10 protein-coding genes and 1 tRNA gene are annotated in these 13,125 nt (G+C 38.8%); 1 reads left to right on the top strand and 10 read right to left on the bottom strand.

Annotated features, from left to right (window positions below):
- Positions 1-102: 102 nt before the first annotated feature.
- The 10 genes from RI196_RS05745 to moaA form a co-directional block, all read right to left on the bottom strand.
- Positions 103-1,440 (bottom strand): MFS transporter, encoded by a 1,338-nt coding sequence (locus RI196_RS05745; RefSeq protein WP_311067059.1) that lies wholly within the window; start codon positions 1,438-1,440, stop codon positions 103-105.
- Positions 1,441-1,532: 92 nt separating this feature from the next.
- Positions 1,533-2,321, bottom strand: a complete 789-nt coding sequence (locus RI196_RS05740; RefSeq protein WP_311067058.1) for an enoyl-CoA hydratase/isomerase family protein — start codon at positions 2,319-2,321, stop codon at positions 1,533-1,535.
- 30 nt (positions 2,322-2,351) lie between these two features.
- Positions 2,352-3,911 (bottom strand): class I adenylate-forming enzyme family protein, encoded by a 1,560-nt coding sequence (locus RI196_RS05735; protein ID WP_311067057.1) that lies wholly within the window; start codon positions 3,909-3,911, stop codon positions 2,352-2,354.
- A 7-nt stretch (positions 3,912-3,918) separates the two neighbouring features.
- Entirely contained in the window at positions 3,919-4,410 is a 492-nt protein-coding gene (locus RI196_RS05730) for a (2Fe-2S)-binding protein (protein ID WP_063387539.1), read from the bottom strand.
- Positions 4,397-5,284 carry an FAD binding domain-containing protein gene (locus tag RI196_RS05725; protein WP_066248256.1) on the bottom strand — a complete coding sequence of 296 codons (888 nt, stop codon included), beginning with the start codon at positions 5,282-5,284 and terminating at the stop codon, positions 4,397-4,399. Before RI196_RS05725 ends, RI196_RS05730 begins: the two co-directional genes overlap by 14 nt.
- 585 nt (positions 5,285-5,869) lie before the next feature.
- Positions 5,870-6,325, bottom strand: a complete 456-nt coding sequence (locus RI196_RS05720) for an SRPBCC family protein (RefSeq protein ID WP_063387537.1) — start codon at positions 6,323-6,325, stop codon at positions 5,870-5,872.
- Complete coding sequence (locus RI196_RS05715) at positions 6,322-8,739, bottom strand: xanthine dehydrogenase family protein molybdopterin-binding subunit (protein ID WP_130157993.1); 2,418 nt, start codon at positions 8,737-8,739, stop codon at positions 6,322-6,324. Before RI196_RS05715 ends, RI196_RS05720 begins: the two co-directional genes overlap by 4 nt.
- A 517-nt stretch (positions 8,740-9,256) precedes the next feature.
- Entirely contained in the window at positions 9,257-10,345 is a 1,089-nt protein-coding gene (locus RI196_RS05710) for an XdhC family protein (protein ID WP_311067056.1), read from the bottom strand.
- 11 nt (positions 10,346-10,356) lie between these two features.
- Positions 10,357-11,109, bottom strand: a complete 753-nt coding sequence (locus RI196_RS05705) for a response regulator transcription factor (RefSeq protein ID WP_311067055.1) — start codon at positions 11,107-11,109, stop codon at positions 10,357-10,359.
- Between the two features lie 144 nt (positions 11,110-11,253).
- The gene (gene moaA, locus RI196_RS05700; RefSeq protein ID WP_311067054.1) at positions 11,254-12,273 is read right to left on the bottom strand and encodes a GTP 3',8-cyclase MoaA; all 1,020 of its coding nucleotides are present in this window, start codon (positions 12,271-12,273) and stop codon (positions 11,254-11,256) included.
- Positions 12,274-12,740: 467 nt separating this feature from the next.
- Between moaA and RI196_RS05695 the strand changes: the two genes are divergently transcribed.
- Positions 12,741-12,813: transfer RNA gene (locus tag RI196_RS05695), tRNA-Val, on the top strand.
- Positions 12,814-13,125: the final 312 nt, after the last annotated feature.

Genomic DNA, 13,125 nt, shown 5'->3' with positions numbered 1-13,125 from the left:
ATCGTACGATAGGCTTGTTCAAAACAGATCTTTTTCCTATCCTGTATGTTGTTTTTAAAGGCTGTTTTCGTAAGCTTTGTTGACTTCCGATTGATTCGCTGTTTATTTAAAATTCCCTTTTGTTTCTGGTATGATGAAGCTGCCCAACAGATACAAAATGAAGAGAGCAATAAAGAAATACCCCAAGGACGATGGAATATTCGACGTTTGACCGCTGACCACTGTTACCAAAGTCGGCATCATTCCGCCTACAGCAAATCCCATATTCCAGGACAGTCCAGTACCCGTCGAACGAATAGATGTAGGAAAACGTTCATTTAAAAAGATCAGCACGGGAGCATATGAGCCATTCCCTAAAAACGACAACCCCATTGCAAAGAGCGTAATCATTGTCAGATTTTGAGCGTGTGCCAATTCTGTATACAAATACGGAAGAGCAAACAGATTTACGATGCCTAGTAAAATGAATGTTTTCTTTCTACCTATAATAGTGCTCAAATGACCGAGAACAACAGCAGCAACCAGTGCAGAAATACTGCTGACCATAAGAATAATTGAGGATTCGGTCTGCGGGATATCATTAATTACTTTTAAAAAGGTAGGCAAATACCCGCAAGTTAGGTAATAGGCTGAGCCGCCGCCGATTACAATCATTAAATTAATTAATAAAACTGACAAATATTTAGTGAACACCGTTTTCACCGGAGACTGCTGATGTTCCGGTTTCGTTTCTTGCTCCTTCTTATGCTGCACCCATAACGGTGACTCCTCAAGCTTCTTGAATACGAACAGTCCGAGAACAGAGCTCAATATGCCGGTAAAGAACATAAAGCGCCAGCCCCATTCGCTGAATTCCGGCCCAGAAAAAATATTTGACAAAACAAAATATACAATGGAGGCCAGCAATGCACCAAGAGCAGCACCGCCCCCGCCGACAAGGCCGGACATCAAGCCGCGCCATTTCTCCGGTACGGATTCCGTCCCAATTGTATGGGTGGAGGCAACAACTCCTCCGACAAATACACCTTGGATTAAACGAAGAATAATAAAGATGATTGATGCAGCGGCACCGATTTGAAGCACTGTTGGCAACGCTCCAAACAGGGCGGTAGAAATCCCTACACCAGACACGGCCACAACCATTGCTCGCTTCCTCCCATGGCGATCAGCATAGGCACCAAAAAGCGCTGAGCCGAGAGGACGCAAAAATAGTGTAACTGCAAAAGAAGCATACACAGCGGCCAACGAAAGTGTCGGTTTATCTGTCGGGAAAAACAACTTTCCTAACTCAGGTGCAACATAGAGAAGAATAAAGAGATCATACAAATCCAACGACCAACCCAACAGAGACGCCATAACGGCTATTATCATTTGCTTTCTACTAGTCGATGCTTCCAATGCTGAAGTTTGCTGAACGGTTGTCTCCATATTACCATTCATACTGCTCCACCTTTCTTTTGAAAAAATTTTTAATTTTCAGTAAATTTTAACTTCAGGAAACGGCTAGCTCGCCGTTTCCCGAAGTTTCCGTCTTATTTGCCTTTAAAATTCGGCTTTCTTTTTTCGACGAATGCTTCGACTCCTTCTTTGAAATCTTCTGTAGTGCGAAGCAATCCATAGGATTTTCCTTCTATTTCAATTCCTGCACTAAGCGGTGTTTCATCGGCTGCATTGAGCACTTGTTTACATACTTTTAATGCAAGCGGAGAGAAGTTTACAAGCTCTTCAACGAGTGAATCGACAGCGCTTTCTAGTTCTTCCTTTGGAACAACCTTTGTGATAAGGCCCCATTGATACGCTTCCTCAGCAGGAATTCTTCTTGCACGCATAATCATGTCTTTTGCGCGAGTTAATCCTACTGCTTTGGCCACCCTTTGTGTTCCGCCGCTTCCCGGAATCATACCAAGATTCATCTCAGGCAGTGCTAATAATGTGTCGTCTGCTGCAATTCGAAAATCACATGCCATAGCAATTTCAAAACCGACTCCAAACGTATAGCCTTGAAGCTGAGCAATGACAGGCTTTGGAGAACGTTCTGGTGCTGCAACGTTTACAGCAAGATGTGATAATTCTTCTTGATGCACTTCCAAAAATTCAGGGATATTCCCTCCTGCACTAAATGCCTTATCTCCTTCACCTTTAATAATGATGACGCGAACATCATCGTCTTTATTTAACTCATCAAAAATTTCTGGAAATTGTGAGCGAGCTAGCATGCTAATATAATTCATTTTTTCTGGACGGTCGAAAACAATTGTTGCCGTCTTTTTTTCCGGATTTTTTTCAACTCGAATGTGATCATATTGTTTTACTGCTTCCATGTTTTGGTTCCCCTTTCTTTTTTGAAAAAATTAAACGATTTTTTCACTTTCATTTATATATAGTTCAAATTCTCCCGTTTTGAGTTTACGACGGAGAATTTTCCCAACAGGGCTTTTCGGTACTTCTTGAATAAATACATATTTTCTTGGACGTTTAAAGTTTGAAAGTTTTGTATTATTTTTACAATAATCGTCAAGTTCCTGTATGGTAAGTGACGGATCTTTTGGTACGACATAGGCAGAAACAACTTGGCCCCAGCGCTCATCTTCTTCACCAATTACAGCAACTTCATGCACTTTCGGATGCTTGGCTAAAACATCTTCTACTTCAAGAGGATGTATATTTTCTCCGCCGGAAATAATCATATCATCGACACGTCCGACGACATATAAATCTCCATCCTCATCTAATTTGCCAAGGTCTCCAGTAAAATACCATCCATCCCGAATGGCTTTTTTTGTAGCATCTGGTCTATTCCAGTAGCCTTTAAAGCTTTCTGGTGATTCAATATTGACAATGATTTCTCCCAGTTCTCCTTTTTCCACTACATCCTCTGGAGTTGCATTGCCATCAGGATCTGCCTTAACAATGCGGATACTCTGATGAAATCCTGGCTTACCGGCACATCCTGGTTTTTCCTTCACATTATGGTTTATTGTAAATGTGTAAATTTCAGTGCTGCCAAAATGGTTCACAAACACTTCAGGCTTTAACATCTCAATACATTTTTCTGTTAAAGCTGTTGTCATAGAAGCGCCTGCATAACCAATTTTTTTCAACTTAGACAAATCGAAATGATGAAATTCAGCGTGATTTAACATATCGTGATATAACGTAGGTACTAAGTAAAGGCATGTAATTTCTTCACGTTCTATTAATTCCAACGCTTCCTTTGCATCAAAATCAGGCAGAATAACATATTTTCCATTTAAAAACATAATAGATAGAAGGGAGCGCATTCCCATTGTGTGATAAAGCGGCATTGTCCCTAATGTACTTTCCCCGTCTTGATATTGGTTTTGGATAATATGGGCTAGCGCTGCACTATATTCATTTTTGTGCGTTCGAGGAACTCCTTTTGGTTTTCCTGTTGTTCCGGACGTATAAAGCATAAGAGCGATATCGTTATCATCTATCGTTGGCTTTTCCAAGCTGCCAGGACTTCTTTCAACAAGCTCATCATAGTAGATATCAGCTCCTTCTACTTCGCCGAACCCAATAAGTATCGGTTTTTGGTGCAGATTTGCTTTCAGCACGGATTCTTGGCTTACGCTCTCGTATACGACAGCAGCAGCCTCAGCATCATTTACACAATACTCAACTTCTTTCACCGAAAGCCGAAAATTAATTGGAGTGTAAATGGCTCCAATTTTTTGCAGCGCCCAATAAATCACCGTATTTTCAAGACGATTTTTTAAAAGGATCATAACGCGGTCATGCTGTTTAATGCCGATTTTTTGAAGTGAAGCAGCGACTTTTTCCACTTCGTTATGATATTGCCTGTACGTATACCTTCTGTCTCCTTCTACAACAGCAAGTCGATTTGGATGACGCTCAACAGCAAATTCAAAAAGAGTTAAAAGGTTCATATCATCATCACCTTTCCACCCGAGCATGATTACTATTTTCTTCAACTGTTTTTTGAATTGCTTCTATAATTCCAACATAACCCGTGCATCGGCATAAATGTCCTGATAGCATTTCTTTTATTTCTTGAACGGAAGGATTCGGATTTTTTTGTAAATAGTCAGTTGCTGACATTAAGATTCCAGGTGTACAGAACCCGCACTGAAGGCCGTGACATTCAATGAAATTTTTTTGTAATGGAGTTAATTGACCGTCTTCTCCCAAACCTTCTACTGTTGTGATCTCCTGCCCATCCACTTGAACCGCAAATATGAGGCAGCTTCGAACAGCTGAACCATTTAAATGGATCGTGCAAGCGCCGCACACACCATGTTCACAGCCGACATGCGTGCCAGTGAGACCGCACGTTTCTCGTAAAAAATCACTTAACAGCAATCTTGACTCAACTTGTTCTTTATACTTTTTCCCGTTGATCGTCACTTCAATTTCATGAACGCTCATTAGCTTCACCCCTCGCTCGTTCGTAGGCTGATTTCACCGTACGCACTGCCAATTTTTTCGAAAGATGTCTTCTATATTCAGCAGTTGCGTGTATATCTGACTCTGGATCTACCATTTCATCCACTATATCCTCGACTTTTTGGAGAAGGGAGTCAGATAAAACCTCTCCTTTCATCCATTCGTTTGCCCCTTCTATTAACAATGGCGTTGCTTCAACACCGCCTAATACAAGTCTTACATTTGTAATGCGATCTAAATGATCAATCGTTAATTGACAAGCAGAGGCAACGAGTGCAAAATCACCGTGACGACGAGAAATTTCATAAAATGAATATCCATTTCTTTCTTGTTCTATGGGAATGTGAATTTCCGTCAGCATCTCATTTGGCATTATGTCAGTTGTTAAATAAGTAATAAAGAAATCCTCGACGTTTACTTCTCGCACCTCTTCTTTAGAAGCAATATGAAGGGTCCCTCCGAGCGCCATCAATGAAAGAGGAATTTCAGCTGTTGGGTCAGCATGAACAAGACTTCCTCCAAATGTTCCCCGATTTCTCGTTTGAACGTGCCCAATAAAGGGAACTGCTTCACTTAGAAGCCCTAAATGCTTCTGAACTACATCTGATCTTTCAACTTCCGCCTGCCTCGTTAACGCACCAATTTTAACTTTGTCACTATCAAACTCAATAAATTGCAAATCATGAAGCTGATTAATGTCAATTAAACATTCTGGCGATGATAGTCTCATGTTCATTATTGGTACAAGACTTTGACCACCGGCAATGATTTTCCCGTCAAATCCTGCTTCTTCTAAAAGTGTTAAAGCTTCATCAACTGTTTTCGGGGAATAATAATCAAATTTTACGGGTTTCATATACTCCCCTCCTCGTTTAGTATTTTTAGAATCCTCTTTAGAGAGAGGCATTTTCCAGTTAGACTCTTTGATAACTTTTTCAGATAGTGTTGCTAACTGGCACTATCTAAAAAAGTTCCATTTTAGGGGTAGATTTTCGTGATGCCCCTAGATAGTAGTATTAAGGATCATTGGGAGAAATCCATCAGCTATGACTACTTATAAAGTCTGTTTCTCCAGCTCTTGTTCGAGCTTCTAACCCGCAATCTTATTCCCTCTTGCCACCAATGCTGAATGTGACAGCTTCCAGACAGCATGGATTAGAGCAAGTTCTCGTGATTGATCAACAAGTGGACTGGGGACATCCCGAATAGTCCTTTCCACAGATCCTTACATGAAAGGGGTTATTTTCAGGAAAAGGGCAAAAATCGCTTTAAAGATGCTAAATGTAGCAAACTCCATTCAAAAGACAGCCAGATTTTCTTATCGGTGCAGAAGACTCAATCGACCTTTTCATTGCGTCCACTCACAGTATGATCTTGCAGTTCAAAGGATTTGGAATTTCCAATTCCTTTGATTTTTGTGCTTGACTAGTATTTTCTCTATTTAAATAGATTGTTCGCTTTTCGCTAGTTCTTTATTAAACTTTTTAAAGAAGTCTTGAATGATTAATTTAGCTACACCATTTAGCATTCTTTGCCCAACCATTGCCACTTTTCCGCCAACTTCCGCTTCATACGTATAGTTCAATTCCGTCTTGTTATCGTCAATTGGAACAAGATCAACAACTCCTGCTGCTTCAACACTTCCTGGTCCGCCTTCCCCTTTTACAACGAGCTTATAATGGTTCGGTTTTTGAACATCAGCAATTTCAATGGTTGATTCATATTTTCCTTTCACAGCAGCAATTCCAATAGATACTTCCGCTTCATATTTGTTTTCATTGACAGGCTCTAATTTTTTACAGCCCATAATGCAATTTTTTAATGCCTCTGGGTCCAGCAGCACTTCCCATGCTTTTTCAATTCCTGCATTTAATGTTACGCTTCCTTTTCCGTTCATGATGAAACCTCCTGTTTTTTAGACTGATTCAAAATGTTCCATACTTTATTTGGTGTTACTGGTAATGAATCAATCGTCACACCATATGGCTTCAACGCATCATTTACTGCATTTGCAATGACAACAGGTGCACTCATTGTATTTCCTTCTCCAAGACCTTTAGCGCCTAATGGTGTAAGTGGTGACGGCGTCTCGATATGTTTGATCGTTACATTTGGTACTTCAGGCGCTGTTGGACATAAATAATCCATAAACGATCCAGTTAAAAACTGACCTTTTTCATCGTAGACGAGTTCTTCATACATGGCGCCGCCAAGCCCATGGACTAGGCCTCCCAATATTTGTCCATCGACAATAAGCGGATTTAATAGTTTTCCTGCATCGTGAACCGTGAAATAATCAAGAATGTGAATGTCACCCGTCTCTGGATCAATTTCAACTGTCACTAAATCAGCAACAAATCCATACGTAACCGATGAATTAATTAAATCCTGGTCATCCGGCGGTTCAGCCTGGGCTGTATAATAGGCTGTTTCATAAATTCCAGGCTCCATCCCTTCTGGTAAAGAAAGCGGATTCCAATGGGCTGATCCAACAACCCTTTTTATAGAAATAGATTTAGATGGATCGGTTTTGGAAACAATGTTGCCTTTTTCAATTGTTAAATCTTCTTCCTTAGCTTTTAAAAAATGTGCAGCAATTTTGATAAGCTTATTTTTTACCTTATGTGCTGCGTAGTACACTGCACTTGATCCGAGTGACGCAAACCGGCTGGAATAGCTTCCAGAAGCAATGGACCATGCACTTGTTGCTGTATCAAGTTCAGCTACAACATTAATTTTTTCATGCGGAATTCCGAGAATTTCCGATACGATTTGGCTAGCGACCGTTTCATGCCCTTGTCCGGACGGTGTTGTACTAATGCGCACATTCACATTTCCCATAGGATCCATCGAAATCGTCGCCGCTTCTGAACAACCAGATTTCGGCAATCCTGCTTTTCTTTCCTCTGGAGTTAAGGCGATCGTAATGTACCCCATATTCGAACCGGATGGTTCAACGATAACAGCGAGGCCAACACCAAGAAGCTTTCCCCTCTTGCGTGCTTCAGCTTGTTTTTTTCTGAATTCATCATATTTACCGATTTTTAATAACAGGTCAAATGCTTTTTCATAGTCGCCGCTGTCATACACTCCACCAGATGCCGTTCTGTATGGAAATTGTTCTTTTTTAATTAAATTCCGTCTGATCACTTCAGCTGGCTCTAATTTTAATTCATCTGAAATGATTTGCATGATCCGTTCAAGAGGGAAATACGTTTCTTGTCCCCCATATCCGCGTATAAGCCCTGTTGGCAATTTATTCGTCATGACGGCATACGCATCAATCATTAAGTTGGGAATATCATAGGCACCGGTTGTGTTAGCATGATTCCGGTACAGACATGCCGGCTCTGGTGCCCGGATATATGCACCAACATTGTCAATCATTTTCATTTTTAATCCGAGTATTTTTCCGTCATTTTTTACTGCTGCTTCAATATATGTGACTCGATCCGTACAGCTTGAACTAGCTGCTAAATGCTCCTGCCTGTCCTCGATCCATTTCACTGGACAGCCTACGAGACGGCTTACAACGGAACAAAGAACGATATACGGGAATATTCCTGCCTTAATTCCATAGCTGCCGCCAATATCTTTTGGTATAATAATCCGCAACCGATTGCTTGGAATTTTTAATGCACCTGCCATAATCGAATGAAGTACAAACGGTCCATGAAAGTTTGCGTGAACTGTATAACTATCAGAGCTATGATCGTATTGGGCGACAATACCATATGTTTCAACTGGTGTTGCAGAATATTTCGGAAAATGAAAACGATGCTTGATGATTTTGTCGGCCTGCTCAAAAGCCTTCTCTACATCTCCATAATGAAAAGTTCGATGATTAGCGATATTTGAACCAACATTTTCATGTAAAATAGGTGCTCCTTTTTCGAGCGCACGTTCAATATCTACAATTGGTTCAAGATTTTCATATTTCACCTTAATTTTTTCTAACGCATCCTCCGCAATATATCGGTTTTTTGCCACGACAACTGCTACTGGCTCACCTACAAAACGAACTTTATCAATAGCAATTGGATAATAGTGTACTGGAGCACTGACGCCAACACTAAAAGGATTTAATAGAGGATGCACATCCTTACCTGTTACAACACCCTTTACTCCAGGAATTTCTAAGGCTTCCGAATAATCGATAGACACAATTTTGGCATGCGGATAAGGGCTCCTTAAAATGGCCACATGACCAGTATTCGGCGGGGTACCGATGTCATCAATATATTTTCCCTGACCAGTCAATAATCTAGCATCTTCAACACGCGTCACTCTTTTCCCAATCACTTTACTCATTTAACTTACCTCCTTCCGAAGAAATCTCTCATAATTTTGTGGTGACTCAACAACTTGAGAATATTGCGATCGCAGCAAAACAAATATCATTACGAATTTTTGCCCTTTGTCTCATCCTTTTAAAGAACTGGATGACCTTTTTAATTCGATATTTTGCTTGAACAATAAACAGGTTCCCATTTCTTTCATAGCATTGAATCACAGCACAATAACGCAACAATGGTGTCAGTCTTGTCAGATACATTTTTTAATCTTATTTTTAGCAACGTAATCAACCTTGATTGGCAATATCACCAAAAACCAATCGGTTTACTTATTTCACAGAAACTTCAGTTCCGAGTTAAGACAGCAACACTACCGCTTAACTGAGATTTTTTACTTACATCCACGGTATTTTGGTTAATACCTTTCCAATAGATGGTATTAATAGATTGTGTTTGACCATCCACTTTAAAAAAACTGCAGCTGATAACACAACAAAATATGTTTTTTCACCTTTATGACTGATGTATCTTTTTTAGGAATAAGCCATTGCCGCCAGCTCTGATAATTTCTTTCCTGTTCCTCCTCTGTACACCGTCATAATTTCAGCCAAAATACTAAAGGCAATTTCTTCCGGTGTTTTCGCTCCAATATCAAGACCAATAGGACTATGAATTTGCTGAATAGAAGGATGAGCCTTTAGAGTTTGGCTGCTTTCAATTAATTGGGCAGTTCTTTTTTTCGGACCTAAAAGGCCAATGTAAGCCGCATTTGAATGAATGATGGATTCTAATATTTCTTGATCGTGCAAAAAATTGTGTGTCATTATAATGACATATGTGTTTTCATTAAACGAAACGTCAGGAACAGACCCTTTAGGATAAACTTGGATAAAATCAGCATCAGGAAAATTATTTTCATTGCAATAAGTAGGACGATGGTCAAGAACAGTCACAATCCATTTCAAGCTTTTCGCCATTTTGACAAGCGGAATGGCATCAGGACCTGCGCCAAAAATCTTTAAGTGTGGTGGTGGACTTAATGATTCATAATATACGTACAATTCTTTTTCACCACCTAAATAAACCATTTCATTTTTTAAATTGTTTTTCCGATCTTGATAATCATGAGCAATTTCAGAAACGGTAATAAGTGAGTCGTCATTACTTTGCAAAGGGTCTAGGATCCATATTTTTCCTTGAAGATTTTCATCTTTCGCATTCACGATCGTGACAGCGTGTAATTGTTTTTGGAGGGATTGTGAAAAATATTGATCAATCACTTCTGTCCTTTCAGGCTGCTTTTTTGGCAGATATGGTTGTAAAAAAATGTTCATTTTTCCATTACAGCCGACACCAAGTCCCCAAACAATATCCTCTTCTCCGTAAAAATCATAGTGGAGAACTGCCGGTTTTCCCGTTTCGAGCACTTTTACAGCATGTTCCACAATATCTGCTTCGACGCAGCCTCCGCTTAAAAGACCTGTTAGCTTTCGATCTTCTGATACGAAGCATTTTGCCCCTGTCTTTTGGTAGGTAGATCCTTTTGTAGAAATAATGGTTCCAATAACACCTGATAACCCTTCCTTTTTGCAGCGTTCCAATTCCTTTTTAATCGTAATCACGACTTCACCTCCTATTCTTTAAAATGAAACTGCTCCCGATACTCTCTTGGCGTCTTCCCAACCAATTTTTTAAAAGCGGTTGCAAAATAGCTTGCATTTGAAAAACCGGTATTGTTAGCGATAATTTCAATCGGAAGACTCGAAACTCTAAGCAGCGTTTTAGCTTTTTGAACTCTAACAAACGATAAATATTCCACAAATGTCATACCAACTTCTTCTTTAAACAATCGGCTGAAATAAGATGGACTTAAATATACTTGATTTGCTACTTCTTTTAGAGTAAGAGCATAGCCATAATTCATTTGAATAAACTGAATGGCACTTTCGATCGGATTTTTTAAGTCAGAGGAAAAATGACTTTTACCATAGATGGTTTGATTAATTTCTTTATTTAATCCTTGGGGCAAAATCCGCTCAAATGTATCAAGCAGTTCATTTTTGGAAAGCGGTTTCAACAAATAAGCTGAAAAACCTGAGTTGATCGCTTCCTGAACAAACTCGAACATTTTTAACTGAGTCACAACAATCACGGGCAAATCTGGATACAGTTGCAGCGCTGATCTCCCTAATTTGATACCGTCTATATCTGGCAAGGAGATATCCACAATGAGTATAGTCGGTCGATTTTGCTTTAAAAGGATCATACCTCGTTGAGATGTACTTGCTTCATAAATGGAAAGAAAGCTGAATTTACTATCTTCAATAATTGACTTTAAATCCTTCCGAGCAGATTTATCATTATCAACAATTAATACATCAGCCAATTGCTCCCCTCCTTGTTTCTATATATTAGATAAAAATGTATTTTAATGGTTTAAAAATTTTGCGATTTCAATTTTAATTTTTTCTCTTTCGAATTTTCTAAAAAATAAAAAACAATCAGCATTTCATCACCAAACGCCGATTGTTTATCCTCCTATATATGACATCTCAATTTTATTTTTGTTCAACATACCTTTGTTTTCTGTACGTTCAACAGAATATTGATCTTTACGAGTTTGCCAAACACGTTCAATAGCCATTTTGATTTCTTCTGGACTTTTTCCTGAACGAATGAAATCCCGTAAATCAAATCCTTCGTGGGCATATAAACAAGTGTACAGCTTTCCGTCTGATGAAATACGCGCCCTCGTACAGCTTGAACAAAATGGTTCTGATACTGATGTAATAAATCCGATTTCTGAACCTGTGTCTTGATGACGATATCTCTTGGCTACCTCTCCAAAGTAGTTTTCATCAATTGGTTCAATGGAATAAACAGAACTAATCATCTTTACAATATCTTTTTTTATCAAGACATCTTTCATATTCCAGCCGTTTGTATTGCCTACATCCATAAATTCAATAAATCTTAATGGAATCCTCTTGTTTTTAAAATATTCCGTCATCGGCAAAATTTGGTGATCATTTACTCCTTTTTGTACAACCATATTTACTTTAACCGAAAAACCGATCGATACAGCATAATCAATATTTGCCAAGACCGTTTTTGCTGATACATCTCGGCCATTTAGACGGCGAAACGTATCGTCATCAATTGCATCAAGGCTGATGTTCAATCGGCGAAGACCTGCTTCATACAATTTTGAGCCATACTTTTTTAAATACACGCCGTTTGTTGTCAAACCAATATCATGAATTCCTTCAATTTTTGAAAGCATGGCAATTAGTTTATATACATCCTTTCGAAGAAGCGGTTCGCCTCCCGTCAGCTTAATTTTCTTCACGCCAAGCTCAACAAAAATTTTCGTGAGCTCGACAATTTCTTCAAACGTCAACAAGTGATCCTTCGGAAGGAATTGATAATCATCTCCGAATATCTCTTTCGGCATACAATACGTGCACCGGAAATTACATCGGTCGGTTACAGAAATACGCAAATCGCGCAAAGGGCGATGCCTCTGATCCAAGACTTGGTCTTTTTTCATTTTTTATCACATTCCTTTATAAGGATTTTCAAAAATGATCGATATTATAAATGTTATCCTATCAAATTATTAAAACGATTTCAAAAATATTGCATAAATGGCAAAAGGACACTCCTGTTTTTCGTTTTTCTTTCCTATCATTTTGTATAACAAAGAGGACTCCTTACAGATTATTTAGATAAAACGAAAAAATAACTACTGTTACACTTTGTCGTCAATCAGAAACAAAAACCGCCCGGTAATTCGGTTGGTCGTTTCGCATAATTTATAATTCTCAACATTTGTGCTTCTATTAAAAGCACTTCCTTTTATCAATTTAGATTCTAAGACCAGAAAGAGCTTATCAATGATTAAAAACTACAGCAAGTAAAAAAACTTGCATATTGAGGCTTGACATATTTTTATAACAACATTACAATAGGTATTGTCAAAAAAACGCATTAGAAATTCATCTGTTTTGTTAATATGATTCCGTAGCTCAGCAGGGAGAGCGCCACCTTGACAGGGTGGAGGTCGCTGGTTCGAGCCCAGTCGGAATCATCATTAAAAACCTTAGTAGACGTGGTTCTTGTGAAATACAAGAATCGCGTTTTCTTTTTCTCTTTTTTTGCCGACTTTTTAACGGCGAAACATTAAAATATCAGGTTTATTCAACAGACTATTTAACTTGTAATTTTTTTTAAATGTAAATTTTGTTTACGCCTTTTATATCGTTCAAATTTTCCATTTTCTCGCGGCCATATTGTATTTTTTAATAATTTTAGTTATATTCACCTTTTTTGACTGTGCAATATGTTTTTACGCTAAATAAAGTTAGGTACAGCGAGCTAATTGGCGACAACAATAATTAGC

Origin of the sequence: Aeribacillus composti, assembly GCF_031760945.1 — a bacterium.
In the GTDB taxonomy this organism is placed as follows: Bacteria; Bacillota; Bacilli; order Bacillales; family Aeribacillaceae; genus Aeribacillus; species Aeribacillus composti.
This window is presented reverse-complemented; position numbering and strand designations above follow the sequence as displayed.

Excerpts from the sequence above, each read along its gene's own strand:
- RI196_RS05725 (WP_066248256.1), bottom strand. The coding sequence starts at position 5,284 with ATGAAACCCGTAAAATTTGATTATTATTCCCCGAAAACAGTTGATGAA.
- moaA (WP_311067054.1), bottom strand. The coding sequence starts at position 12,273 with ATGAAAAAAGACCAAGTCTTGGATCAGAGGCATCGCCCTTTGCGCGAT.
- RI196_RS05720 (WP_063387537.1), bottom strand. The coding sequence starts at position 6,325 with ATGAACGGAAAAGGAAGCGTAACATTAAATGCAGGAATTGAAAAAGCA.
- RI196_RS05740 (WP_311067058.1), bottom strand. The coding sequence starts at position 2,321 with ATGGAAGCAGTAAAACAATATGATCACATTCGAGTTGAAAAAAATCCG.
- RI196_RS05730 (WP_063387539.1), bottom strand. The coding sequence starts at position 4,410 with ATGAGCGTTCATGAAATTGAAGTGACGATCAACGGGAAAAAGTATAAA.
- RI196_RS05745 (WP_311067059.1), bottom strand. The coding sequence starts at position 1,440 with ATGAATGGTAATATGGAGACAACCGTTCAGCAAACTTCAGCATTGGAA.
- RI196_RS05715 (WP_130157993.1), bottom strand. The coding sequence starts at position 8,739 with ATGAGTAAAGTGATTGGGAAAAGAGTGACGCGTGTTGAAGATGCTAGA.
- RI196_RS05735 (WP_311067057.1), bottom strand. The coding sequence starts at position 3,911 with ATGAACCTTTTAACTCTTTTTGAATTTGCTGTTGAGCGTCATCCAAAT.